Here is a 24,430-nt window from a genome sequence, read left to right on the forward strand (position 1 = left end):
GCAAATATGTTATTTAAAGTATTAAATAAATTAGATAAAAAATGCCATTTTTCACGTGCCTCAGCGCATTGTGATATTCCCTGTAAAATTTATGATCCTATCAGTGCCCAGTTGGCTGTTTTGACGATGATTCGTTTAGTTGATCTACTCAACGAACTCGCTGACAAAACAGAATTATCGCTCAATGACAAAGCGCAGTTCAATCGATTGATTAGTGAAAAAGAAATGCACGGACATAAGGTTAAAGAAGAAATTCGAATCATTTGGGGAGATTACTTTAAGCAGCCTCAATTGGATTTATTCCCAGAGGTACATGATTTAGTTCATAGTATTATGCTTAAAACATCAGCGGCAAAACAGCACGTTGATAAAGCAGTGACATTGGCGCTATTAGATGATGTAAATCGGTTTGCTGAAGTGTTTTGGACAACGAAGGGCATTGAAGTTTTCAGTGCTGTCTCTCCATATCCACCGTCGCAAACTTTGATTTATCCTAAGCTGTAAATTTAGATGTTCGGGTACCAGATTATAAAAGCAGCAGGGCGCAGTATGATGCCAGGTATTCAGCATGATGCGTTTTTGGTGGTTCGGCCGGCACGGCTTTATCGCATTAATGATATTGTGCAAGTTGCTCATCCCTATTATGGCGCTATCGTAAAGCGAATAGTTTGGGGGGACAATACCGCTGGCTTTTATTTAGCGGGGGATAGTCAGGCTAGTTTGTCCGTCGAGCAAATCGGCCGTATTTCATTTAATCAAATTTTGGGGAAAGTCCGTTGGGTTATTAATCCTAAGCAGCTGAATGAGAAAATAGCCTCGTTTTGAGGCTGAACTCGATTACTGATTCGCTGGTGGACATACCCAAACCTCTTTGAAATGCTCGATTTCAGCATTTTAAAATAGTTTGGGTATATAACATCTGTTTCCATGGCACTAAATATTGCTCTTGCTTATCTTTATCTTGGGAATACTCACAGCTGCCAATATGGCGGATATCGCCTGGATTATTACCAGGCATTGGTTGTGATAACGGATGAGTAAAGCATCTGTCGTGAATTAAGCTATGGTCTTTAATTACTGGCCATAACACCTGACCTAAAAACCATTGATCAATATGCGGTGTCATCAGCTTTCCACTTTGGAATGATTCAATGAGTGGCGCCATATTTGGTAACACAGAAGTGGACCCCTTTGGTTGGACACATAACCTTAGTTTTAAGTGATTAATCCAAGTTATGCGGCGAACCTTTGTCTAGCAAAATAAACCTGATCTGGTGTTAAATCGTTTAGACTTTGATGGTATCGCTGTTCATTATAAAACACTATATAGTTGCTAATTTCAAGTTCTGCTTCTTTGGGGGTCTCGTAGGCTTTTAAATAAACCTCTTCATATTTCAAGCTTCTCCAGAAGCGCTCGATCATCACATTGTCTACCCAGCAGCCTTTTCCATCCATGCTAATCTTGATATCGTTAGCTTTTAACTTAGCGGTAAATTCATTGCTAGTGAATTGGCTACCTTGATCCGAATTGAAGATTTCAGGTTTTCCATGGCGCTGTAATGCCTCATCTAGTGCATCCAAACAGAACTGTGTATCCATCGTATTCGAGAGCTTAGAAGACAATATTTTACGGCTATACCAGTCGATTATTGCCACAAGATAAAGAAAGCCTTTCTTCATCGGAATATAAGTAATATCGATTGCCCACACTTGATTTGCATAGACAATATCAAGGTCACGCAATAAGTAAGGATAAATCTTATGCGATTTATCGGCGATCGTTGTCCGTTGTTTTGGATACACGGCACCAATACCCATTGCTTTCATAAGTCGAATAACACGTTTGCGATTAACGTCTTTTCCAAGTTTAACCAGTTCCGTACGAATGCGCCGGCTCCCCATGTATGGCCGCTCAAGATGGATCTCGTCAATCATCTTTCGCAGCGCGAGCTCATCATCAGAAATACCAATTGGGCAGTAATATGCTGTAGAGCGTGCGATATTAAGTAGCTGGCATTGACGTGTTATAGCGACTTTGTTGGTTTTATCCAGCGAATCCTTTCGCTGGGCTCGATCTAATGATCGAGCACCTTGGCCAAAAAATCATTTTCCATTGTTAACTGACCAATTTTAGCGTGTAACTTGTTGACCTCTGTTATGTCATTATCCTTGGTTAGCGGAGACTTTCCATCAAATATCGACGAGGCGTTCTTAAGCAATTCCTGCTTCCAGGTTGTAATTTGATTTGCATGAAGGCTAAATTGCTGTGCTAACTCTGCTAAAGTTTTATCCCCTTTAGCGGCAGCTAATGCCACCTTAGCTTTAAACTCAGGTGAGTGGTTTCTACGTTTTCTAGTCATAATCTACTCCAGCTGTGATGCTAGTTATTAAAGCAGATTAATCACTTAATATCGTGTCCGATTTTCAGGGTCCACTTCTATATCGTAACGGTAGTCAAGGAGCATGTGGACGGTCGAAGATATTACGACCATAGTTTTGAAAAGGGTTCAATCGCGGAACCGCTCGGGAGTTCATTATCCCGAAGTCCCGCGAAAGAGCCTACCGAAATAATAGAACAATCCGACGACGATATCAACGACGATGTTTTATTCTCCCGCAAAGCTACCGCCGCAGAAGAGGCCATCGGCCAAGGGGCTAAATCTAAGGGGAAGTCGACGGTAGAACGTATCGTTGATGACTTCAAAAGTGGCAACTGGCGCAAGACAGCTAAGGCCGCGTACGACTCAGTTTCAGAGGGCGTATTTGATGGCCTTGCGGGCGTCAAACGTGCTGAGAAAGATATCTTAGGCGACGCATGGTCGGTCGATAAATCGGGCTATGTATCGGCGCGTTTGGCGACGGGCGTTGCTGACGTAATGACGGCAGTCACTAACTACGGTGCGCCTAAGTGGAAAGACGGCGTTATCCAAGAGAAGACAGATAAGGTTGTTTGGAAAGATGAAGGCGGTAAGTCTCATTCGGAAGACAGCCAAGGCTTAGTCGAAACGTTCAAGCAGTTGGGCGATGACTTAAACGGTTGGCTCGGCTGGATGGCCGCACACCGCGCCGAGAACTTAATGGAGCAAGGTCTAGAGAACAACCTAACCCTTGATGACATTAAAGAGTTAAAGGCGAAGGCTAAAGGCAAAGAGGCTAAATTCCTCCGCGCCAAAGAAATAAAAGGGACAGGCGCTTTTTTGTTAATAATTGACGGCAATACGGCAGTTTTGCCGGCAATGAAGCTCATTTACGAGATTATGCTCACCATCACGGTCGAAGTTGGTGTAAAGGCGTCGGCTAATCCTCAGTATTAACTGTTCTTATTATTTTCCGCCTCAGCAATAGAGCTGACGAATTTACTCGTTCAAATTTCATCATTTCGTAGTTCTCATGTCCCCAGTTCATTTTTGTTTACTAAATGAGCCCAATTTTTCATTGGTTTTAGTTAGTGCAATTTAATTTTGAACTGATTGTGATTGGGTTAAATCAATGAGATATTTATGTCTGTCCTTTATTTTATTGGTAAGATAATTATGATTGCTCGAATTGCAGCGTTCACCTTTGCTATTAGTGCCGTGTTTTCTGTAAATGCGCAGTCTGGATTATCTTTCTATCAATACGTTAAGCAGCTTGAGAAAACTTTAGTAAAAGAGGGCTCAGACGCTAACAAAACGAAAGAAGCTTTTAATTCTATCAAGTTGTTTAAAAAAGCGGTGGTGGTTCAACAGCGCCAGCGTAATAAGGTTAAAACGCTTGATACATTCCTTCCGCGATTAGTTAATGAAGAGCGTGTGAGTAAAGCGAGATCTTTATATAAAGAGCATTTGCCTTTGCTCAAAGCATTGGAAAAAAAATATCACATACAGCCGCGTTTTTTAGTGGCTTTATGGGGCGTTGCTAATGATTTTTCAGACAGTGTTGATGGTTACAATGCGTTAAGTGTCTTGAGTTCATTAGCCTATGCGAATCAACAACAAGATTATTATCAGCAAGAAATCAAAGCCACTATCGACTTATTGAATACGCCTGCGTTAGGCGTTACTGAAATCAAAAGTAATTGGACTGGCAAAGTTGGTTTATTCAACATAGATTCAAGTCAATATCTCAGTAGTTACCAAGACTATAACCAAGACGGAAAAGTTGATATTTGGCATTCTGTTGATGACAGTTTTGCAACGACCGCTAAGCTATTGGAAAACATCGGTTGGCAAGAGAAGTATACTTGGGGGCGCCAAGTTAAGTTACCGAAAGAATTTGATCGTTCAATGTTAGAGAAGGGCGACTACAAATCATTATCACAATGGAAAGCGCTTGGTCTTACTCGCTTTGATAATCGCGCATTACCTAATGCTACATTAACGGCAAAGCTAGTTGCACCTGACGGTATTAAAGGCCGTGTTTATTTGACCTATCATAATTTTGAACATCTATTAGCATTAACTGATTCCATGTATAACGCCATTGCTGTTGGTTATTTGTCTAACCGCATAAAGTACCCGCCGATTAAATAACATAAGGGAAAAAAAGGGACAGGCAGTGCGCCGAGATAAATCGGTAAAAGATTGGAGGTGAAAGCCCTCTGCTTGGTAAGGCTCAGCAAGCCGCCAAGACCCCGAGAAATTTTTGCCTGTCCCTTTTTTTTGATGAACTTGAAAAGTATTGTGAACAAAAGGAGTGAAATTATTGCGAGAAAGCAAAAAATCTCTGATAAGTCGTCTGCACAATGGAAAGAGTTAGATAGAAAACATCGTGATTTATCGGAAGCAGAAGGCTTATTACTCACAGAAATCGGTGTTAAAAAGCGATACGGTGACGGTGCTGAAAATGTTAGCCCGCAGTGGCCTGACGGTTCAAAGAATAATAATATTGATAGCATGACCGTTCGCGATGGTAATGTCCTTGAGTGGAATGAGTCCAAAGGTGGTAATGCAGGGCAAAACAAACGTTTACATAAGAATGAATACGTTGAACAAGGTACGCCTAAGTATAGGGCGAGCTTGCTTGAGTCGATGAAAGCTAAACTTAAAGCATTGGATGATAAAGACGTGGCGGTTGATCCTAATATTAGGAAAGCAATTAAGATGTTAAAAGAGGGAAATGTTAAATTTAATGTCTATTCAAAAGGCGTTTATGATTCTGTTGGTAATTTGATATCGTTGAACCACAGTGTTTATAATGTTGATTAGTATTTTTCATAGCGGTCATTGGCCGCTATTTTATTGAGTTTGTGATGAAATTAAAAAAACTACCGAAAACAAAGAAAATAAGTTTAACCAACTCCAATAAGCAGCCAAAAAATGAGTTTATTGATTTTAGGCGGAATGTACTTTTGAATCTTTCAGTGGAGAAAATACCATTTGATTTTAAGACGCGTGATATCAAGTTTGTTCGAGAATCGCTAGAAGAATACTTTAATTTGGGGATCGGACTGTATTATGTCACTAAAGATCCTATGGATTTATCCAATGCAATGGAGTCACTGACGGTTGCTCAAAGCATTTATGCAGGTCAAATGATGCAATGTATGGGCAATGTAGGTGATAGTTTTTCACAACGCATCACGCTGCCAAGCTTTGTCTCTGGTGAATTAGAACGAGACGTTACTTTTGTTTCTGAAATACCAAACTACAATGCATCTTGCTTTAGATATACTCGGTGGGGAGAAGCCCTTTGTTATGCCATTGCCACTCGAAATCATGACATAACAACCCTGTTACTTAATTATACAGAAGACGATGCGTGGCGATATCACAGCAGTGGTCTTGGATATTGTGGAGGCAATGTACAACACCCAATGATTTATGTGCGTTATTTGAAGGGCATGTTAGATCCTACCGCCAATCATCAACGGTTGTATGAGCAGTTTATGGCAGAGTTTCCTATTAATAATACCCCGTTTTACCGTGCTATGATTGAGCCGTTTTATTTTATCGCAATTGATGATGAAGCAGGCTTTGCAAATGCGATCACGCAGACGACGCAAGTTCACGTAAAGCAGATGAAAAAGCAGCACGCTTTTTACTCGTCACCGTTTATGGATGAATATTCCCCCTTTTTGCTAGCTGCGGCGGTGTTAGCCGTTGATAAGCGTCAATGGGAGCCGCCTGTAAATAATGGTCATTTATGTCGTTGGTGGATTTTTGATGATGAGTCCTTAGTGCTGCCGCCTCCTTATAAAGTGGCTGAATAATAGATTGGTGAAGAAATAAACATGTTAATAGACAATATTTTACAGTGGCAAGAGGCCACACCAGAGCAGCGACAGGCTGAAATAGACACTATTAAAGCGCCGTTAAACGAGTTGGGGTTTGAGTTTATCGCGCTGCGACAATTTACGATGGCTGACAATCAATTTGATATTGGCGTCTTTTTCCACCAGAAACTGCAAATGGCTTTTCATTTGCTCCCTGGTAGTGATAATTTTAAAGTCGGGGCCGCGCCAGATTATTACTCGAAGTTAGTGACCGATGGCTCAATGGACTTGGATGAAAACGATTTCGAGCAAAAGTATCCGATTGTTATTACCCCATTTTTAATCAGTGATTATTTGCTCCCTGAGCAAGCGTGGGATAAATATGGTGGCGTTAAACTTGACTGTAATTTTGGTTGTTTACATCCTATTACAGGCGTCCATAGAGATAATGTAACAGACTGGGCTGAACAGTTTAGCCTCAGACTGCCAAGTGAAATGGAATGGGAATATGCCTGTAAAGCAGGCACTAATAGCATGTTCTATTGGGGAGATGAACCAGACACCCAATATGCATGGACTAAATTCAACACAGACTTTAATGCAGATAATTATCGAACTCTGACACGAGATGAACAAAAAGCGCCTAACGGATTTGGCTTACTAGGCATGATAGGAAACTTACCTGAATGGGTTGCTGATGATGCTTATAGCTATCAACAACAGTCACCCAGTCAGACAGCGTATAAATCGTTATTTGGTGATGATGATGCTATTTTACGTGGCGGTTGGTGGCGTTATGGCTTTAATTTTAATCGCTCAACATCACGAATCCAAACTGGCGTTGACGGTGGTGACGGTTGTAGCGCTAGATTGGCCATTTCATTGCCGGAAGTGATTGAGAATGGGAAGTAGCGTCTTTAAACGTTTGACTTTAATCATTTTGTTGCTATTAGGTTCAAGCGGTTGTGCCAATCGTATTTCTGAAGAAAATTGTTCAGTCAATAATATTGAAGAAAATTTGTTACAAATCACCTGCACAACGGGTTCGACTAGTTGGTCTGCCGATAGTTTTAAGCTCACAGTAAAACAGCAGTGTACCAATACGTTTAAGGTTAGAAATTATAGAGAATTTGTAACATACAAGCCCTATTACACCCCTATTAATGGGCGAAGTACTCGTATAGACGATACAACGTTCGGGCATTTGTTGATTGTGAGTTGTAATCACACTTTATACGATGTTTTATTCTTTAAAGATAAAATTGATAAGTTTGTGAACATGCTGTTTACAGTCTTCTAATTTACATGCCTTGAGGTTTGAATATTGAATAATAGAAGATTCTATTGTTGTGTTGATGTTGTTTGCTCATTGTGTGAGTGTTGATGTTTTTTTCGTTAATCGACTAGAGAAAAAAAAAAAAAAAAAAAGGGACAGGCAGTGCGCCGAGATAAATCGGTAGAAGATTGGAGGTGAAAGCCCTCTGCTTGGTAAGGCTCAGCAAGCCGCCAAGACCCCGAGAAATTTTTGCCTGTCCCTTTTTTTTGGTAGTGAAGAAGCATGCGAACAAAGCGGTGAGAAAATCAACGTGGCGGAGTATGTGGAGCGAAGGGAGCTGACAAAGAGAAAGTCATTCAACAGGAGTAAGACCATGACGCAGAGCGTGGAAGTATTGCTGCCTCGTTTGGATCGGCTAGGGGAAGCAGCAAAACGTGATAAATCGCTACAATTTAATAATCTATTTCACCACATCACGTTGGCCTCGTTGCATAAGGCGTTTAATCACCTTAATAAACGGGCGGCTAAAGGCGTCGATAATATCGGATGGTCAGAGTATCAACAAACCGCCAAAGCATCGTTAACTGCGTTACATCAAAAGCTTCAACTTGGATGTTACAAAGCAAAACCTGTTAAGCGAATTTGGATACCTAAAGCCGACGGTACACTAAGACCCATCGGTGTAACATCCATCGAAGATAAAATTGTACAACAGACGATCGTTTGGCTGTTAGAGCCTATTTATGAGTCAGACTTTCTAGGGTTTAGTTACGGTTTTCGTCCAAAACGCAATCAGCACCAAGCATTAGATGCGGTGTATATGGCGACGACGACAAAGAAAGTAAGCTGGATTTTAGATGCTGATTTAAAAGGTTTCTTCGATACAATTAATCACGAATGGATGATGAAATTTTTAGCACATAGAATTAGCGATAAACGCGTTTTAAGGCTTATCAACAACTGGTTAACAGTTGGGGTTGTAGATGGAGGCACAAAGCAAACATCATGGGTAGGGACACCGCAAGGTGCAGTTATATCGCCATTGTTGGCGAATATTTTCCTACACTATGTGTTAGATTTGTGGGTTTTCAATGGCGAAACCGCCATGCACGTGGGGAGGTTTATATCGTTCGATATGCTGACGATTTTGTTATTGGTTTTCAATACAAAAGTGATGGCAATCGACTGAAATATGAATTAACCAAACGGCTGGCGGCATTTTCATTGAGTTTAAACGAAAGTAAAACGCACCTGATAGAATTCGGTCGTTTTGCCAGCTTAAATCGACGGCAACGCAAGCAAAGTAAACCTAAGACATTCGATTTTCTTGGATTTACACATATTTGCAGTGTTCGCCGAAATGACGGGCAGTTTAAACTTTTGAGACTCTCAATAAAGAAAAGGCTCAGAGCTAAACTCAGGCATATCAAAGAAGTGCTAATGAAAACGCGGCATAAGTCGCCATACGTTGTTGGGCAGTGGCTCAAACGCGCATTAACAGGATACTTCAATTACTTCGCTGTGCCTGATAATGGTCAAAGTATTCGAACAATGAGAACCGAGGTGTGTAAACTTTGGATAAAAGCGCTAAGGCGTCGAAGTCAAAAGGGTAAAAGCTTTAACTGGCAGCGAATGAAAGGCTTAATCTGGATATTTATTCCACACACCCGTAATCGACATCCGTATCCAAGCCAACGCCTCACCCTTTGACTCAATGTAGGAGCCGTATGCGTTAGTAGCGCACGTACGGATCTGCGCCGGAGGCCTGATTTATATTGATAGATTATTAATGTAAATTAGGGCTTTACGGCGATTCTTTTTCTTATTGATTGTTGAAATATCGTTCACTTCCACTATGCTTTGATAAGTTTAAATCGAGCGTAGTAGGAGTCGACAATGACGAGAGCAAGACACCAGCTTATTGATTTATCAGCCACTTCTTATTATTACGTGATTAACCGCTGTGTGCGTCGCAGTTTCTTGTGCGGTGATGCCCCTTATGCTAAACGCAATGACGACCATAGACGCCAATGGCTCGTTGACCGCATTAAACTACTTTCCTCTATTTTTTCAATTAATATCGCTGCCTATGCCATTATAAGAAGCTAATTTGAGGTAGGCATCTTTTTCGCATTAACTGCTAATATATCGTTCGTTAATTGTTAAGAATTGAGAATACTTTCACTAAAGTGTTATCGCTAAAGCTAATTAAAATTTAAGATAGATAATTAAGTGAAATACTATAAAAGAGTGGTGGACGATACTGGGCTCGAACCAGTGACCCTCGCCTTGTAAGGGCGATGCTCTCCCAACTGAGCTAATCGTCCTCAGGGGATGTCCTAGTTTTAATTCTTGGAGTAAGAATGGTGGACGATACTGGGCTCGAACCAGTGACCCTCGCCTTGTAAGGGCGATGCTCTCCCAACTGAGCTAATCGTCCTCAGGGGATGTCCTAGTTTTAATTCTTGGAGTAAGAATGGTGGACGATACTGGGCTCGAACCAGTGACCCTCGCCTTGTAAGGGCGATGCTCTCCCAACTGAGCTAATCGTCCTCAGGGGATAATTGATTTTTTGATTCTTCAATAAAAGAATGGTGGACGATACTGGGCTCGAACCAGTGACCCTCGCCTTGTAAGGGCGATGCTCTCCCAACTGAGCTAATCGTCCTCAGGGGATTAATTGATTTTTTAATTCTTCAATAAAAGAATGGTGGACGATACTGGGCTCGAACCAGTGACCCTCGCCTTGTAAGGGCGATGCTCTCCCAACTGAGCTAATCGTCCGGGTCATATAGTTTTACTTCTTTATAAGAAGGGTGATGTTCTCCACAATGTGGCACTAATCATCCGATTTAACAAAACAAGAAAAAGCGTTTGCTGTCTCGTTGTTTCGGAGGCGTATTATAGAGAGACTCGATTTAGAGTCAACGCTTTTTTTGATAAATACTATTAAGCGGTGACTTTTACAGCAGGTTGAACAAATTAATTCCATTTTGGCATGATTTCAATCGAATATTTCACAATCATCAATAAACTTGATTGTAGTTATGGCGTAAATTGCTAAAATGCAGCGCATAGTTAAACCTATTATAGGTATTTGTAGGTTTAATACATTATTTGTTCTGTATATCTATTGATGAGTTATCAATAGAGTTTATCCAAAGGTTATTATTGATTATGACAATCAAAACACGTTTTGCTCCTAGCCCTACTGGCTATCTTCACGTTGGTGGCGCTCGTACTGCTTTATATTCATGGCTTGTAGCGCAAAAGATGGGCGGTGAGTTTGTATTACGTATTGAAGATACTGATATCGAACGTTCTACTCAAGAAGCTATCGATGCCATTATGGAAGGAATGGAATGGTTAGGTTTGGAATGGAATGAAGGTCCATATTACCAAACTAAACGTTTTGATCGTTACAAAGAGTTAATCACGCAACTAATAGAAGAAGATAAAGCGTATCGTTGTTATTGTTCAACTGAGCGATTAGATAAATTACGCGAAGAGAAAATGGCAGCAGGTGAGAAACCTCGTTATGACGGTTGTTGTCGTAACCTTGCTGAGCAACCAACGGATGTTGATCATGTTATTCGTTTTAAAAACCCGTTAGAGGGTGAAGTATCTTTTGATGATCATGTTCGTGACAACATTACTATCGCAAATAGTGAACTTGATGATCTAATCATTCAGCGTACTGATGGCAGCCCAACTTATAATTTCTGTGTTGTTGTTGATGATTGGGATATGGGAATTACTCATGTTGTTCGCGGTGAAGACCATATCAATAATACGCCGCGCCAGATTAATATCTTACAAGCATTAGGTGCACCGATTCCTGAATATGCGCATGTATCGATGATTTTAGGTGACGATGGTAAGAAATTGTCAAAACGTCATGGCGCTGTTGGTGTCATGCAATATCGTGATGATGGCTTTTTACCAGAAGCACTACTTAATTACTTAGTGCGTTTAGGTTGGTCACACGGTGAGCAAGAAGTATTTAGTATTGATGAAATGAAAGAATTGTTTTCATTAGATGCTATTAATAAAGCTGCGTCAGGTTTTAATACTGACAAGTTATTGTGGTTAAACAACCATTATATTAAAACAGCAGCGCCTTCACACGTTGCTAAATACCTTTCTTGGCACATGGATGATCAAAAAATTGATACAACCAATGGCCCAGCGTTAGAAGAAATCGTTACCGCATTGGGCGAACGCGTTAACACATTAAAAGAGTTAGCTACGCAATCGCGTTATTGCTTTGAAGACTTTGAAGAGTTTGACGCTGGCGCGGCGAAAAAACATTTACGTGGCGTAGCAATGGAACCATTGCAGTTAGTGGGTGAAAAACTTAGTGCACTAGAAGACTGGTCATTAGAAAATCTTCATAATGCTATTGATGCAACAGCAAGAGAGCTTGAAGTTGGCATGGGTAAAGTTGGTATGCCATTGCGTGTTGCTGTCACTGGGGCAGGGCAGTCGCCATCGCTTGATGTAACATTGCAGTTAGTAGGTAAAGAGCGCAGTCTTGCCCGTATTGCTAAAGCTGTTGAGTTTTGTAAGGCTCGCTTACAAGCTTAATTTACTTATTGATTAGTAAATGATAAAAAGCATACCTAGGTATGCTTTTTTTATGCCTTAAAGTTGCGCTTTGTAGGTGCTTTACGTTTAAAGATTCAACGAACTGCGCATTTTTTTATCGAGTAGCATTTATTTGATAAAAATGAGTTGACTCTTTCACGAGAGGTGCATAGAATGCGCTCCGTTGTAAGGGATGAGTCATCCTCCTGAACAACAAAGTTAGTAGAGGGGCTATAGCTCAGCTGGGAGAGCGCTTCGCTGGCAGCGAAGAGGTCTGCGGTTCGATCCCGCATAGCTCCACCACTAACTAGTTATCGAGATGCGTCCCCTTCGTCTAGTGGCCTAGGACACCGCCCTTTCACGGCGGTAACAGGGGTTCGAAACCCCTAGGGGACGCCAATTGATAACACCGATGATAGTAATATATGCGTCCCCTTCGTCTAGTGGCCTAGGACACCGCCCTTTCACGGCGGTAACAGGGGTTCGAAACCCCTAGGGGACGCCACTATTAACATCATCAAAAGTATTATGCTTATCTGAACAGTAAGCGCAGTGTGTCCCCTTCGTCTAGTGGCCTAGGACACCGCCCTTTCACGGCGGTAACAGGGGTTCGAAACCCCTAGGGGACGCCAACATATAATACAAATGACATTTTGCTTTGAGTAAAGAAACTGTGTCCCCTTCGTCTAGTGGCCTAGGACACCGCCCTTTCACGGCGGTAACAGGGGTTCGAAACCCCTAGGGGACGCCACTCTTTATCTTAAGCAAAGCATTTATCAATGCAATTCGTGTGTCCCCTTCGTCTAGTGGCCTAGGACACCGCCCTTTCACGGCGGTAACAGGGGTTCGAAACCCCTAGGGGACGCCAACATTGCAGATAAATAACAGTCCATGGGTCCCCTTCGTCTAGTGGCCTAGGACACCGCCCTTTCACGGCGGTAACAGGGGTTCGAAACCCCTAGGGGACGCCAACACTGTTAACATTCGTTAACAGTTCTAAGTAAATAATTTCCAACAATTTAAATCATTATTTTAGTCAGATCATACATTTGTATTTTGTTACGTTATTTCTGTGTTAACATTTGTGCTATTGATGTTTTTATCCTATGTCGAAGGTATTAGTTATATCTCACTTAGCGATAGGTCAGGTCGTTTTACAATGTTTTTAACAAGGAGCGTATGCTTGATTAGTGCTGTCGGTTTCGATGTTTTGCTGTTAATAACCTAGCTGTCTACTCAAAGGCTTATTTTATATGCGTTTGTTGCCACGTATTGTTATTCTTTTCCTGCTTTATAGTTATTCATACAATGTCATTGGTGTAGGTATTAACGAACGCGAATACAATATTAAGTCTGCGTTTATTGCCAACTTTATTCGATATACTCGGTGGCAACATTTCTCAAGTGATCAATTTAGATTCTGTGTTAGCAGCGTTGCTGTAAGTTCTATTTTCTCTTCGCAGCTCGCGAGTGAGGAGTGGTTTGAGCGCAAGCCTACTTTTAAATTTATTGATAGCAATGAACTGATTAATTGTGATTTATTGTTCATTGATAAAGAATCGTCCACTCAATGGCGCGGTTATTTAAAAAATACGGAGCATCCCAATCTACTTATTATTAGTGAAAGTAGGGGAATGAGCCAATCTTCCAGTCATATCAATTTCTTTTTAGCAGATAATAAACTGAGATTCGAAATCAATACTACGCGTGTCGCTTCATCACAGCTCACTATTAATGCGAGTTTATTACGCTTAGCGCGGATCATCTCAACGGCGGAGGTTGATGATGATTAATAAGCTCTTATTACGTTTATCGATGGGACAAAAAATTGTTGCGCTGATTGTGTCAGTAAGTATGGTTTCTATCTTAATTGCGATAGCAGGTTTAAGTATTAATGAGTATCGCGCTGCCAAGCAGCGAATGACCAAAGAAATTTCAGTGATAAGCGATGTATTAGCCAGTAACATGACTGCTGCTGTGGTCTTTAATGATACGTTGTCGGCGCAAGAGTTACTTGATGCACTAAAAACTAACGAATTAGTGGAATATGCTCAGGTTGTTAATGATAAATCTGAACGATTTGTTCATTTTGGAAACTCTCAGTTGGCACAAAAGAGCGTTGTTGATGCGATGGGGTATTATTCTATTTCTACGGATCTTTATATTGATAAAAAATCTGCGGGAACATTGACGCTCGTTGTTAACAATAAACAAGTGAAAGAATCGATTCGGGTTTACCTAACCGTTGTTGTGGCAGTTATGTTTATTTCTCTAGTTTTTTCATTCTTATTGTCACTATGGATACAGCGCCGTTTTGCAGCCCCAATTATAGAGCTTGCAACCCTTGCTGGAGATATTTCTGATTCCGGTGATTATAGTCAGCGCACTACAACGAAGGCATCTGGTGAGATTGCCTTATTGCAAAATGTATTTAACGACATGCTGGCGAAAACCAATGATCGTGAATTAGCGTTAGAATCGCTGGTTACACAGCGAACTAAAGAATTGGAAATGCTTAATAAGCAGTTAGAAGCCCAAGCGTATTACGATAACCTTACTAAATTACCCAATCGCGCGTTATACGAAGATCGCTTAAAACAGTCAATTGCACAAGCTAATAGAGATAACACCAAAGTTGCGTTGATGTTTATCGATTTAGACAAGTTTAAAGAGGTTAATGATACTTATGGCCATGCAGCTGGTGATGAGCTGTTATGCCAGGTTAGTCGACGTCTTGAAAAACAGTGCAGGGCAATGGACTCTGTTGCCCGTATTGGCGGCGATGAATTTACTATGTTGTTTATGCTAGCAGAGGATGAAGACGCCAGTGACATTGCGCGGCGAATTATCGATTTATTTCAAATTCCTTTTAATATTTTAGATCGTCCAATGTTAATGACGATGAGTTTAGGTGTGTCTATTTATCCAACACATGGGCAAGATTTTGATGTGTTAAAAGCCAAGGCTGATGACGCTATGTATCAAGCCAAACAAGCTGGGCGTAACCAGTTTTTGATTTACCAGTAAGGATTAGTTATGTTTAAGCATTTTATCTTTAGTTTAAGTCTTGTGTGCTGCATTGCCCATGCAAAGAACTTTCCTATTGAAGATGACTTGATGAAATTGATGTCTCTTGAGGTTGAAACAACATCAGCCATGAAACGACCGCAATCAATTGGTGGCACGCCAGCCAGTATTTTTGTGTTGGAGCGACAAGATATAGAATTATCCGGTTATACCCGTTTGCCACAATTATTAAAATTGTTACTTGGCGTCGATGCGCGGCGTATCGATAATAACCAATGGGCTATTTCAGTACGTTCTGCGGCGAGCCGTTTTAATAGCAATGTGTTGGTGATGATTGATGGCCAGACCGTGTCTGATCCTATTATTAATGGTATTTCGTGGGAAGCACTAAATTATCCGGTTGATGATATTGAACGCATTGAATTGGTGCGTGGCCCAAGCGGTAGTTTATGGGGAAATAGCTCAAACAACGGCTTGTTAAATATTATCACACGTCACACGACTGATACGCACGGTATGTTAGTCAAAGCCTCTGTCGGAAATGATGTTGAGCAAGTTGTTGAGCTTCGATATGGTCGCGAGATTAATGACATTAGTAGTGTTCGAGTTTTTGGCGGCTATATTCGTGGGGGAGAATCACATGCCAAAGAAAAGTTAGGTATTGTTATCCCTCCTAATGATTATACTGACAGCCATCATTTAGGCGCGCAATATGATCTGCAATATGCCGAGAAAAGTGCGTTTAAGGCGCAAATTCTACAGAGAAAAAACAGTCGTGGGATTGTCGAGAGGTTAACAAACCCTTTAACTAACCGTTTGTACTATAAAAACGGAGAGAGTTTTTCCCGTCATACCAGCTATAACTTACGCGTCGACCATACTTTTGATAGCGGCTTAAAATGGTATTCGCAGCTTTACGGTAATAACGTTGATTGGGGCGTTGATAGTTCAGATAACTCGCAACGAGTCATTGCGTTTAACTCTGCTGCAAACTATCAATGGCAACAGCATTTGTTTTCTTTTGGCGGAGATTATGTCTCTAGCGAAGGTGATTTTCCTGATAACAGTTTGAATATAAGACTGAGTGCTATTAATCGCGGTATCTTTGTTCAAGACGAGCTTAAATTTTTTGATGATCGTCTAAAGCTTATTGCAGGTGTACGTTGGGATTACATGAAATTGATGGATCACTGGGAGAATTCACCGAGCATTCGTGCCAATTATCAATTTAATGCAATACATTCTATTTGGGGAGCGTATTCAAAAGGTTATCGAATGCTGATAAACACGGATCAGGCGCTAGAATTTAGTGCACCATTTCCAAACGATACCAATAATACGGCGTTAATAATTAGAGCAAATAGTAAAAATGCCATTGATTATTCTACAACTACGGAATTGGGATATCGTTTCATTGAAGATAACTTTAATATCAATCTATCGGCTTTTCATTCAGATCTAGATTCTATCTTTATCGGCAAAATAACTGGTGAATTGATTAATGGAGTACCAACGGTTGTTAATACGTTAGTTAATGAAGGTAAGGCGACATCTTACGGTTCTGATCTAGCATTTGGTTGGCAGATATCTCCGACATTTAACGCGCTAATTGGTTTTTCGTATCTCGATTATGATCTAGACGAATTAAGTTATTTAGAGGTGAATGTAACCTCACAAGACTATGATAATAGCCAGTTCTATACGCGCCTTCAATGGTCTCTTCATGAAGACGTCTCAATGCAAATGTTGGCGAAGTTTATTGATGAGCACCGTTGGTTTGATACGCCTGCATACGAGATCCTTGATATCTCGGTAAATTGGCACCTTCAAGATAAATTAATCTTAAGCTTAGTTGGCCAAAATCTTACTAACGACGAATTTGTTGAGTTTCCACGAGACTCTGAATTGTTCACAACATCGAGCGCCATAGGGCGAATGCTTAACTTGACAATTAAATATGAGTTTTAAGCATCTTTTAATGGTGCAATCGTAACGGCGCCATGAACCAAGGTGATCTTTATCGCTTTGTATTGTTGCAATGTTTGAGACTCTTGAGCATCCATAGTGATTTTTACACCGTCATAGAGGGTCTGTTTAGCGACGATGCTCATTGCGTCCTGCTCGGCTTGAATTTGCTGATTGGCCGTTGCCATCTTCTTTTTTAAATCGACAATAATCGCCACTTTTTTATCGATATTTCGCTTGAGTTTATTCAACAGTTGTTTTTGCTCGGCTGAATTTAATGTATTGACCTTATCGTGCGCTGCAATCAATTGTTGTAGAACGGGGAATTCTTTATTGAGTGTTGATTGATGGGATTCAATGGACTCGCGAACAGTATCGAGATTTGCGGTGAGTGACAAAACCGTTTTACTGCCCGCGTTACCACCAAGATCGATGCATGATATCTTATGCTTAGCCTCAACTGTACCGCCAAAAATGGTACCTTTGGTTAACGCTTTATTAGCAACTATTACACTATCACTTGCCGTAACCGCGCAATGGAGTAGTTGAGTTTGTGCTTGAACATTAATACCCGCGACCACTTTTGCATACTGCATGTATTGTGCGTTCACTGTGCCAAGCGCTTCGACATGACAAGTTAGAGACTCATCTTCGCTGCGTTTTTTACCAAATATACCTTGCTCAACAATAATATTACCGCCGGCAATTAACGTTGCAGAATTGACACAGCCACCAATGGTAATATCGCCTTGAGATTTTACCGTCATGCCTTCACACACGTCGCCTTTAACAATTACATTGCCTTTGTAATCGATATTACCAAAACCAATATCGACATTTTTAACCTTCAGAACATCATTAATCGCGATAGAGCCTTGATGTAATCGCGGGATCCCTTCAAGTGAGCTGACTAATAAATTGTTATTGTCTTTTGATACCTCAGTGCCATCTGTGGTTGGAAAGTCAATAGATTCGCCTGCGACGGCTGGCAAAGGCTTACCTAGTACGGTAACCCCTTCAGTACCTAATGTCGGTGGGATCCGCTCGATAAGTGGCGTATTAGCGGCAACAGTGGCTACTTCACCAAGGTCGTGCATATCAACCTTGCCATTACCTCGTTGTTGAGGCTTAAGCTCTCGCTCTTCCATGGTGCTGATAAGGATCTTAAATTGGCTATTATCGCCATGGACAGCAGGTTGACCTAGCGCCGCGTCAAATTGGTAAGTTTGACCCGGTTTGAGCTTCTCTGCGGCTTTTAAATGGCCGGGAAAACTCTCTGACAATATCCCTGCGTTAATACCTTGAAGCTTAATAAAATGCGTTAAATCCTTTGCTCTAACAGCATTGCCTCCCCAAGGTGCGTTAATTGTGATAACGGCCTTCATATCTTCGTTGGTTATGTCAACAGAGAGGCTTGCATCTTTCGCTTGGGCAATAACAATATCACTGACGACATCAGCGGTATGATCTCGCGTTAACTTGTTAATCATGTCAGCTGCCTGAGCAATATTCTCATTCAACTCCATCAAATCATTATTCTTGAGACGGCGTAAAAGTTGGCAAATTTCGATAGCTTTAATTTCATTGTCTTGCGGTGCGATCGCGATTGAAATCTTATCAGCAGAAATTTCTAAGGTATCCTGACTTAGCATGGTAATTAGCGTCCGTAATTTTTAATACTTTAGTGTTGTAAAAGTGATACAGATAATCTTTTATGGTTGTAGGTGAGAAGATGCATTATTTAAAGGCGTTTTGTCAATTTTAAAACGTTTAAATCACTTAATTTTTTAATTTTTGGTAATTTGGCATGGATATTGTTGATTTGGCGGAAGATGATGTGAAAAAGCGTGTGATCAATGCCGCTAAATATCAGTCAAGGCTTAATTAATTGTAATAATGACTATCCTATAACCACATTAAGCGTTATAATTTGCGCCCTTTTTTTAGCCCGGTACCCAAACATATGTCAGAATCGACTATCACTTTTAGCGAATTAGAGCTTGCTCAGCCACTTCACAAAGCACTTGCAGACTTAGGATACGAGCGTCCATCGCCTGTGCAAGAAGCGGCAATTCCTCATATGCTAAAAGGCAAGGATGTCATGGCATTGGCACAAACGGGTACCGGTAAAACGGCGGCATTTGCATTGCCGTTGTTAACTAATATCGATGTGAACTTAAGCGAACCACAAATCTTAGTAATGGCGCCAACGCGTGAATTAGCAATCCAAGTTGCTGAAGCATTCCAAGCGTATTCTCGTTACATCAAAGGTTTCCACGTATTACCAATCTACGGTGGTCAAGCTTACCCACAACAAATCAAAGCCCTTAAACGTGGCCCGCAAGTTATTGTTGGTACACCGGGTCGTTTGTTGGATCATTTAGATCGCGGCACATTGAAATTAGACAGCATCAAAGCACTGGTACTTGACGAAGCCGATGAAATGTTACGCATGGGATTCATCGATGATGTTGAAACCATGATGAAAGCAACGCCAAAAGACAAGCAAACTGCATTATTCTCAGCAACTATGCCTGATAGCATCAAGCGCATCGGTAACAGCTACATGAATAATCCTGAATTCGTGAAAATCGAAGCGAAAACAGCAACTGTTGAAAACATCGACCAACGTTACTGGTTCGTTCGTGGTAACACGAAAATGGAAGCATTAACGCGTATTTTAGAAACAGAAACTTACGATGGCGTTATCATCTTCTCACGTACTAAGACAATGACTGTTGAAATCGCTGAGAAACTTGAAGCACGTGGTTACAGCGCTGCTGCAATCAACGGTGACATGACGCAACAATTACGTGAGCGCACCATTAACCGTCTTAAAACTGGTGGCTTAGACATACTTGTTGCAACAGATGTTGCGGCGCGTGGTCTTGATGTTCCTCGTTTAGACTTAGTTATCAACTACGATATTCCATATGACGCTGAATCTTATGTTCACCGTATTGGTCGTACAGGTCGTGCAGGTCGTACGGGTAGCGCAATCTTGTTCGTTGCACCGCGTGAAAAGCGTATGCTTTACACTATTGAAAAATTAACACGTCATAAAATCGCAGAAATGGATTTACCGACACGTGATGATATTTCAGCTAAGCGTATCGTGAGCTTCCGTGAAACACTGCAAAACGTTATCAAAACTGAAGATCTTGAATTTTATCGCAACCTAAGCCAAGAACTTTCAGCTGAAGATGACGCAACTGTTGAAGAGCTAGCTGCTGCATTATTATTTATGGCGCAAAAAGACAAACCACTTCAACTTGAAGCTGAACCTGCACGCCCACCACGTCGTGAACGTGAAGAACGTGCACGTGATAGCGGCGAACGTGGCGACAGAGGCGGACGTGACCGTGGCGAAAGAGGTGGACGTGAACGCGGACCTCGTCAACCACGTGCTAACGTAAATATGGATACTTACCGTATTGAAGTCGGTCGCGGAGACGGTGTTCAAGTGAAGAACGTTGTTGGTGCTATTGCTAACGAAGCAAACATCGATAGCCAATTCATTGGTGGAATTCGTTTACACGACAACTACACAACGGTTGAATTACCGTCTGATATGCCAAAAGAAACGTTAGATCACTTGTACAAATCTTACGTGTGTTCTAAAGCAATGAAACTGACTAAACTTCAGTCTGGTACGTTACCTGATGATCGTCCTCGTCGTGGTGGCCGTGATGGTGGCAACGCTGGTAATGGTGGTAATCGTCGTGATGGTAACGGCGGTGGTCAACGTCGAGAGCGTAGTGAGTCACGTGGCCATCGCGGTCAACGTAACGATTCTCGTGGTGAATCACGCGGTAATCGCAGTGACAACCGTGGTAACCGTCGCGATAAGTAATCATTATTTGCTTTAATAAAAAACCAGCTTCGGCTGGTTTTTTTGTTTTTGTCGCTCCGCCATTGTCGTTGAAATGTCAATAGGGTAGAATTGTGCGCCTTTTGCTCCCGCCTACGTTTGGCGAACATTAGGATACGTTCAACGTGTTGAGTCAATTACCAATATCAACACAAGATAATTATTTAAGAAATAGCATGTGATCTTTGGTATAGGTCACCACTGTTAGGAATACTACACTCAATGAATACTTCAGTTACTATTACACTGCCAGATGGCAACCAACGTACTTTTGATAATGCTGTGTCTATTATGGACGTTGCAGCAGATATTGGCCCAGGTTTAGCGAAAGCTTGTGTTGCCGGTCGTATTAATGGCGAGCGTGTTGATGCTTGTGAATTAATCACCAACGATAGCGCTATTGAAATTATCACGGCTAAAGATGAAGATGGCATTGAAATCATTCGTCACTCTTGTGCGCATTTAATTGGTCATGCTGTAAAACAACTATGGCCCGACGCAAAAATGGCAATTGGCCCAACTATCGATAATGGTTTTTACTATGACATCGATATGGAGCATTCATTAACGACAGAAGACTTAACTAAGCTTGAAAAGCACATGTTAAAATTGGCTAAGACCAATTATGACGTTGTTCGTAAAAAAGTTTCTGTTGAAGAAGCTCGCGCTGTATTTGAAGAACGTGGTGAGAGCTACAAACTAGAAATCATTGATGGCATCGACCAAGACGCACGTCCAGGTTTGTATCATCACGAAGAATACATTGATATGTGTCGTGGCCCACACGTACCAAGCATGAAACACTGTCAGCACTTTAAAATTATGAAAGTAGCTGGTGCTTACTGGCGTGGCGATGCAAAGAATAAAATGCTACAACGTGTATACGGCACGGCATGGGCAGACAAGAAACAGCTTAAAGCTTACTTAAAACGTCTTGAAGAAGCAGAAAAACGCGACCACCGTAAAATTGGTAAGCATTTAGATCTTTACCATATGCAGGAAGAAGCGCCGGGTATGGTGTTCTGGCACAATGACGGTTGGACTGTTTTCCGTGAACTTGAAAATTTTATTCGTGAAAAGCTCACGCAGTACGATTACCAAGAAGTAAAGGGTCCACAAATCATGGACCGCAGCATGTGGGAAAAATCAGGTCACTGGGATAAATATGCTGATGGTATGTTTACGACATGTAGCGAAAACCGTGATTACGCCATAAAACCAATGAACTGTCCTGGTCATGTTCAAATCTTTAACCAAGGGCTCAAATCATACCGAGACCTACCATTGCGTATGGCTGAGTTTGGGTCTTGTCATCGTAATGAGCCATCTGGTGCACTACACGGCTTAATGCGTGTTCGTGCCTTTACCCAAGATGATGCACATATTTTCTGTACTGACAGCCAAATTCTTGATGAAGTGACAGATTGTATCAAAATGGTCTTTGACTGTTACGAAACCTTTGGTTTTAAAGACATAGCTATTAAGCTATCGACCCGTCCTGAACAGCGTGTAGGCAGTGATGAAGTATGGGACAATGCAGAAAATGCATTACGTGAAGCACTAGAGAAAAACGAGCTGGAATATGACTTACAGCCGGGTGAAGGTGCTTTCTACGGTCCTAAAATTGAATTTACTTTACATGATTGCTTGGGTCGTGCGTGGCAGTGTGGTACCATCCAGCTCGATTTTTCGATGCCTGAACGTTTAGACGCAACTTTTGTTGCTGAAGATAACGAGCGTCATACACCAGTGATGATTCACCGTGCTATTTTAGGCTCGCTTGAACGTTTCATCGGTATTCTTATTGAAGAGTACGCGGGATTATTTCCGACATGGTTATCGCCAACGCAAGTTGTCGTGATGAATATCACCGACAAACAAAGCGAATATGTCACAGATATCGTAAATAAATTAAAATCTAGCGGAATTAGAGCCAAAGCAGACTTGAGAAATGAGAAGATAGGCTTTAAAATCCGAGAACATACATTAAAGCGCGTACCTTACCAAATTGTAATTGGTGATAAAGAGGTAGAAGCGCAAGAGATTGCAGTTCGAACTCGAAGTGGTGTTGATTTAGGTAAAATGTCAATTGAGGCATTTACTCAGTCATTAACCAACGAGATTGAATCGCGTTGTCTTACACAACTGGAGGAATAACCGATTAAAGGCGCAAGAAGAGGACAAGTGCAAAAGAAAAATTTGCACCAAATAAATGGTGAAATCACCGCAAGTGAAGTTCGTTTAACTGGCGCAGACGGCCAACCTGTAGGGATTGTTTCTCTACATGAAGCAATGTCAGCAGCTGAAGAAGCTAACTTGGACTTAGTAGAAATTAGCCCAAATGCCGAGCCGCCTGTATGTCGAGTTATGGACTACGGTAAGTTTATTTTCGAGAAATCGAAAAAAGACAAAGAACAACGCCAAAAAAATAAACAGATCCAGCTGAAGGAATTAAAATTCCGTCCTGGAACTGACGAAGGCGATTATCAGGTAAAACTACGCAACCTGAATCGCTTTCTTGAAGACGGAAACAAAGTGAAAATTACACTGCGTTTTCGTGGTCGCGAAATGGCACACCAAGGTTTAGGTACTAAACTACTGAATCGTATTAAAGATGATGTAGCGGAAATAGCTAACGTTGAGTCTTTTCCAGCAATGGAAGGGCGTCAAATGGTGATGGTACTAGCACCGAAAAAGAAATAGTTAGGGCAATTTAAAGTTGCAATACAGCCTCCGACCTTGGTTGGGGGCTGATTTTTGTACGCCTTACTATCTAATATTAACCCAATGCGAAGTAGAAGATTTAATTATGCCAAAGATGAAATCTAACAAAGGCGCTGCGAAACGTTTCAAGAAAACGGGTTCTGGCGGCTTTAAGTTCAAACATAACCACTTACGTCATATTTTGACTAAGAAAAGTACTAAGCGTAAGCGTCAATTGCGTGCTAAAGGTATGATCCATAAAGTGGACGTTCCTTCAATCAACCGCATGCTTCCTTTCGCATAAGACTTACTGGAGAATTTGAACAATGCCTAGAGTAAAACGTGGTGTACAGGCTCGCGCGAGCCACAAGAAAAGTTTTAAAACAAGCTAAAGGTTATTACGGTGCACGTTCACGTGTTTATCGTGTTGCTTTCCAAGCTGTAACTAAAGCTGGTCAATATGCTTACCGTGACCGTCGTCAGCGTAAACGTCAATTCCGTCAATTATGGATTGCTCGTATCAATGCTGCTGCACGTCAAAACGAAATGTCTTACAGCCGTTTCATTAACGGTCTTAAGAAAGCATCTATTGAAATCGATCGTAAGATCTTAGCGGACATCGCTGTATTTGATAAGCACGCATTCAGCGTTCTTGTTGAAAAAGCAAAAGCTGCACTTTAATTCAAATATTTTTTGAGTTATTGATAAAAGGAGCCTTAGGGCTCCTTTTTTATTGCCTGTTTTTCTCTTTGGTACTTTTGTACTGTTTTGGTACTTAAGTGCTACAAATTGATCTCATTTCTCTATA

The 24,430-nt window shown here is 41.3% G+C and carries 21 protein-coding genes, 12 tRNA genes and 1 pseudogene; 26 read left to right on the forward strand and 8 right to left on the reverse strand.

Annotation, left to right across the window (positions count from 1 at the left end; all coding sequences use genetic code 11):
* The first annotated feature begins 6 nt into the window (after nucleotides 1-6).
* Together sodN and ACMAZF_RS05645 are read left to right on the forward strand one after the other, a co-directional pair.
* Nucleotides 7-504 carry a superoxide dismutase, Ni gene (gene sodN, locus ACMAZF_RS05640; RefSeq protein WP_435276470.1) on the forward strand — a complete coding sequence of 166 codons (498 nt, stop codon included), beginning with the start codon at nucleotides 7-9 and terminating at the stop codon, nucleotides 502-504.
* A 6-nt stretch (nucleotides 505-510) separates the two neighbouring features.
* Nucleotides 511-825, forward strand: a complete 315-nt coding sequence (locus tag ACMAZF_RS05645; RefSeq protein WP_435276471.1) for a S24 family peptidase — start codon at nucleotides 511-513, stop codon at nucleotides 823-825.
* Nucleotides 826-886: 61 nt separating this feature from the next.
* On the opposite strand, the gene ACMAZF_RS05650 is transcribed toward ACMAZF_RS05645, so the two are convergent.
* Nucleotides 887-1,177, reverse strand: a complete 291-nt coding sequence (locus ACMAZF_RS05650; protein WP_435276472.1) for a hypothetical protein — start codon at nucleotides 1,175-1,177, stop codon at nucleotides 887-889.
* Nucleotides 1,178-1,233: 56 nt separating this feature from the next.
* Nucleotides 1,234-2,360, reverse strand: a protein-coding gene (locus ACMAZF_RS05655) for an IS3 family transposase (RefSeq protein WP_435274180.1) whose coding sequence is annotated in 2 segments (ribosomal slippage) — nucleotides 1,234-2,105 and nucleotides 2,105-2,360 — 1,128 coding nt in all. Because the reading frame shifts where the segments join, the coding sequence is not laid out codon by codon here.
* A 105-nt stretch (nucleotides 2,361-2,465) separates the two neighbouring features.
* Here ACMAZF_RS05655 and ACMAZF_RS05660 point away from each other — a divergent pair.
* From ACMAZF_RS05660 to ACMAZF_RS05695, 8 genes are all read left to right on the forward strand, one after another.
* A complete protein-coding gene (locus ACMAZF_RS05660) occupies nucleotides 2,466-3,314 on the forward strand; it encodes a hypothetical protein (RefSeq protein WP_435276473.1) in 849 nt (282 codons plus the stop codon).
* Between the two features lie 186 nt (nucleotides 3,315-3,500).
* Nucleotides 3,501-4,511 (forward strand): lytic murein transglycosylase, encoded by a 1,011-nt coding sequence (locus tag ACMAZF_RS05665; RefSeq protein ID WP_435276474.1) that lies wholly within the window; start codon nucleotides 3,501-3,503, stop codon nucleotides 4,509-4,511.
* Nucleotides 4,512-4,661: 150 nt separating this feature from the next.
* Nucleotides 4,662-5,186 carry a hypothetical protein gene (locus tag ACMAZF_RS05670; RefSeq protein ID WP_435276475.1) on the forward strand — a complete coding sequence of 175 codons (525 nt, stop codon included), beginning with the start codon at nucleotides 4,662-4,664 and terminating at the stop codon, nucleotides 5,184-5,186.
* Between the two features lie 44 nt (nucleotides 5,187-5,230).
* On the forward strand, nucleotides 5,231-6,190 hold the full coding sequence (locus ACMAZF_RS05675) for an Imm49 family immunity protein (protein ID WP_435276476.1): 960 nt from the start codon (nucleotides 5,231-5,233) through the stop codon (nucleotides 6,188-6,190).
* A 21-nt stretch (nucleotides 6,191-6,211) separates the two neighbouring features.
* Complete coding sequence (locus ACMAZF_RS05680; RefSeq protein WP_435276477.1) at nucleotides 6,212-7,105, forward strand: formylglycine-generating enzyme family protein; 894 nt, start codon at nucleotides 6,212-6,214, stop codon at nucleotides 7,103-7,105.
* Nucleotides 7,106-7,842: 737 nt separating this feature from the next.
* Nucleotides 7,843-8,658 (forward strand): reverse transcriptase domain-containing protein, encoded by an 816-nt coding sequence (locus tag ACMAZF_RS05685; RefSeq protein WP_435276478.1) that lies wholly within the window; start codon nucleotides 7,843-7,845, stop codon nucleotides 8,656-8,658.
* A complete protein-coding gene (locus ACMAZF_RS05690) occupies nucleotides 8,550-9,179 on the forward strand; it encodes a reverse transcriptase domain-containing protein (protein ID WP_435276479.1) in 630 nt (209 codons plus the stop codon). The genes ACMAZF_RS05685 and ACMAZF_RS05690 overlap by 109 nt, the downstream gene beginning before the upstream one ends.
* Before the next feature lie 186 nt (nucleotides 9,180-9,365).
* Entirely contained in the window at nucleotides 9,366-9,578 is a 213-nt protein-coding gene (locus tag ACMAZF_RS05695) for a hypothetical protein (protein WP_435276480.1), read from the forward strand.
* 142 nt (nucleotides 9,579-9,720) lie between these two features.
* On the opposite strand, the gene ACMAZF_RS05700 is transcribed toward ACMAZF_RS05695, so the two are convergent.
* The 5 genes from ACMAZF_RS05700 to ACMAZF_RS05720 all read right to left on the reverse strand — a co-directional run bounded on the left by ACMAZF_RS05700 (nucleotide 9,721) and on the right by ACMAZF_RS05720 (nucleotide 10,253).
* Nucleotides 9,721-9,796: transfer RNA gene (locus ACMAZF_RS05700), tRNA-Val, on the reverse strand.
* 37 nt (nucleotides 9,797-9,833) lie between these two features.
* Nucleotides 9,834-9,909, reverse strand: a tRNA-Val gene (locus ACMAZF_RS05705).
* A 37-nt stretch (nucleotides 9,910-9,946) separates the two neighbouring features.
* Nucleotides 9,947-10,022: transfer RNA gene (locus tag ACMAZF_RS05710), tRNA-Val, on the reverse strand.
* A gap of 39 nt (nucleotides 10,023-10,061) precedes the next feature.
* Nucleotides 10,062-10,137 (reverse strand) — tRNA-Val (locus ACMAZF_RS05715).
* A 40-nt stretch (nucleotides 10,138-10,177) separates the two neighbouring features.
* Nucleotides 10,178-10,253 (reverse strand) — tRNA-Val (locus ACMAZF_RS05720).
* Between the two features lie 393 nt (nucleotides 10,254-10,646).
* Here ACMAZF_RS05720 and gltX point away from each other — a divergent pair.
* From gltX to ACMAZF_RS05775, 11 genes are all read left to right on the forward strand, one after another.
* Entirely contained in the window at nucleotides 10,647-12,056 is a 1,410-nt protein-coding gene (gltX, locus tag ACMAZF_RS05725) for a glutamate--tRNA ligase (protein ID WP_435276481.1), read from the forward strand.
* Nucleotides 12,057-12,283: 227 nt separating this feature from the next.
* A tRNA-Ala gene (locus tag ACMAZF_RS05730) sits at nucleotides 12,284-12,359 on the forward strand.
* A gap of 20 nt (nucleotides 12,360-12,379) precedes the next feature.
* A tRNA-Glu gene (locus ACMAZF_RS05735) sits at nucleotides 12,380-12,455 on the forward strand.
* A gap of 30 nt (nucleotides 12,456-12,485) precedes the next feature.
* Nucleotides 12,486-12,561: transfer RNA gene (locus tag ACMAZF_RS05740), tRNA-Glu, on the forward strand.
* A 51-nt stretch (nucleotides 12,562-12,612) separates the two neighbouring features.
* A tRNA-Glu gene (locus ACMAZF_RS05745) sits at nucleotides 12,613-12,688 on the forward strand.
* Between the two features lie 43 nt (nucleotides 12,689-12,731).
* Nucleotides 12,732-12,807: transfer RNA gene (locus tag ACMAZF_RS05750), tRNA-Glu, on the forward strand.
* A gap of 41 nt (nucleotides 12,808-12,848) precedes the next feature.
* A tRNA-Glu gene (locus ACMAZF_RS05755) sits at nucleotides 12,849-12,924 on the forward strand.
* Nucleotides 12,925-12,951: 27 nt separating this feature from the next.
* Nucleotides 12,952-13,027: transfer RNA gene (locus ACMAZF_RS05760), tRNA-Glu, on the forward strand.
* A gap of 282 nt (nucleotides 13,028-13,309) precedes the next feature.
* Nucleotides 13,310-13,849, forward strand: coding sequence for a YfiR family protein (locus ACMAZF_RS05765; RefSeq protein ID WP_435276482.1), 540 nt, complete (start codon nucleotides 13,310-13,312; stop codon nucleotides 13,847-13,849).
* On the forward strand, nucleotides 13,839-15,083 hold the full coding sequence (locus tag ACMAZF_RS05770; protein ID WP_435276483.1) for a diguanylate cyclase domain-containing protein: 1,245 nt from the start codon (nucleotides 13,839-13,841) through the stop codon (nucleotides 15,081-15,083). Before ACMAZF_RS05765 ends, ACMAZF_RS05770 begins: the two co-directional genes overlap by 11 nt.
* 9 nt (nucleotides 15,084-15,092) lie before the next feature.
* A complete protein-coding gene (locus ACMAZF_RS05775; protein ID WP_435276484.1) occupies nucleotides 15,093-17,051 on the forward strand; it encodes a TonB-dependent receptor plug domain-containing protein in 1,959 nt (652 codons plus the stop codon).
* Here the strand turns inward: ACMAZF_RS05775 and ACMAZF_RS05780 are convergent.
* Nucleotides 17,048-18,700 carry a DUF342 domain-containing protein gene (locus ACMAZF_RS05780; protein WP_435276485.1) on the reverse strand — a complete coding sequence of 551 codons (1,653 nt, stop codon included), beginning with the start codon at nucleotides 18,698-18,700 and terminating at the stop codon, nucleotides 17,048-17,050. The two genes, ACMAZF_RS05775 and ACMAZF_RS05780, sit on opposite strands and share 4 nt — an antisense overlap.
* A gap of 311 nt (nucleotides 18,701-19,011) precedes the next feature.
* Here ACMAZF_RS05780 and ACMAZF_RS05785 point away from each other — a divergent pair, with 311 nt between their 5' ends.
* The 5 genes and pseudogenes from ACMAZF_RS05785 (at nucleotide 19,012) to rplT (ending at nucleotide 24,303) form a co-directional block, all read left to right on the forward strand.
* A complete protein-coding gene (locus ACMAZF_RS05785; protein ID WP_435276486.1) occupies nucleotides 19,012-20,901 on the forward strand; it encodes a DEAD/DEAH box helicase in 1,890 nt (629 codons plus the stop codon).
* Nucleotides 20,902-21,141: 240 nt separating this feature from the next.
* Nucleotides 21,142-23,076: a threonine--tRNA ligase gene (thrS, locus tag ACMAZF_RS05790; RefSeq protein WP_435276487.1), complete on the forward strand. Its 1,935-nt coding sequence runs from the start codon at nucleotides 21,142-21,144 to the stop codon at nucleotides 23,074-23,076.
* 27 nt (nucleotides 23,077-23,103) lie between these two features.
* Nucleotides 23,104-23,622 carry a translation initiation factor IF-3 gene (gene infC, locus ACMAZF_RS05795; RefSeq protein WP_435276488.1) on the forward strand — a complete coding sequence of 173 codons (519 nt, stop codon included), beginning with the start codon at nucleotides 23,104-23,106 and terminating at the stop codon, nucleotides 23,620-23,622.
* A gap of 106 nt (nucleotides 23,623-23,728) precedes the next feature.
* Nucleotides 23,729-23,926, forward strand: a complete 198-nt coding sequence (gene rpmI, locus ACMAZF_RS05800) for a 50S ribosomal protein L35 (RefSeq protein WP_435276489.1) — start codon at nucleotides 23,729-23,731, stop codon at nucleotides 23,924-23,926.
* A gap of 22 nt (nucleotides 23,927-23,948) precedes the next feature.
* Nucleotides 23,949-24,303, forward strand: a pseudogene (gene rplT, locus ACMAZF_RS05805) (50S ribosomal protein L20).
* Nucleotides 24,304-24,430 lie beyond the last annotated feature (127 nt).

Origin of the sequence: Psychrobium sp. nBUS_13 (assembly GCF_051201665.1) — a bacterium.
Lineage (GTDB): Bacteria > Pseudomonadota > Gammaproteobacteria > Enterobacterales > Psychrobiaceae > Psychrobium.

Excerpts from the sequence above, each read along its gene's own strand:
- thrS (WP_435276487.1), top strand. The coding sequence starts at position 21,142 with ATGAATACTTCAGTTACTATTACACTGCCAGATGGCAACCAACGTACT.
- ACMAZF_RS05685 (WP_435276478.1), top strand. The coding sequence starts at position 7,843 with ATGACGCAGAGCGTGGAAGTATTGCTGCCTCGTTTGGATCGGCTAGGG.
- ACMAZF_RS05680 (WP_435276477.1), top strand. The coding sequence starts at position 6,212 with ATGTTAATAGACAATATTTTACAGTGGCAAGAGGCCACACCAGAGCAG.
- ACMAZF_RS05780 (WP_435276485.1), bottom strand. The coding sequence starts at position 18,700 with ATGCTAAGTCAGGATACCTTAGAAATTTCTGCTGATAAGATTTCAATC.
- rpmI (WP_435276489.1), top strand. The coding sequence starts at position 23,729 with ATGCCAAAGATGAAATCTAACAAAGGCGCTGCGAAACGTTTCAAGAAA.
- ACMAZF_RS05785 (WP_435276486.1), top strand. The coding sequence starts at position 19,012 with ATGTCAGAATCGACTATCACTTTTAGCGAATTAGAGCTTGCTCAGCCA.
- ACMAZF_RS05775 (WP_435276484.1), top strand. The coding sequence starts at position 15,093 with ATGTTTAAGCATTTTATCTTTAGTTTAAGTCTTGTGTGCTGCATTGCC.
- sodN (WP_435276470.1), top strand. The coding sequence starts at position 7 with ATGTTATTTAAAGTATTAAATAAATTAGATAAAAAATGCCATTTTTCA.
- ACMAZF_RS05695 (WP_435276480.1), top strand. The coding sequence starts at position 9,366 with ATGACGAGAGCAAGACACCAGCTTATTGATTTATCAGCCACTTCTTAT.
- ACMAZF_RS05665 (WP_435276474.1), top strand. The coding sequence starts at position 3,501 with ATGTCTGTCCTTTATTTTATTGGTAAGATAATTATGATTGCTCGAATT.
- gltX (WP_435276481.1), top strand. The coding sequence starts at position 10,647 with ATGACAATCAAAACACGTTTTGCTCCTAGCCCTACTGGCTATCTTCAC.
- ACMAZF_RS05675 (WP_435276476.1), top strand. The coding sequence starts at position 5,231 with ATGAAATTAAAAAAACTACCGAAAACAAAGAAAATAAGTTTAACCAAC.
- ACMAZF_RS05765 (WP_435276482.1), top strand. The coding sequence starts at position 13,310 with ATGCGTTTGTTGCCACGTATTGTTATTCTTTTCCTGCTTTATAGTTAT.
- ACMAZF_RS05770 (WP_435276483.1), top strand. The coding sequence starts at position 13,839 with ATGATGATTAATAAGCTCTTATTACGTTTATCGATGGGACAAAAAATT.
- ACMAZF_RS05645 (WP_435276471.1), top strand. The coding sequence starts at position 511 with ATGTTCGGGTACCAGATTATAAAAGCAGCAGGGCGCAGTATGATGCCA.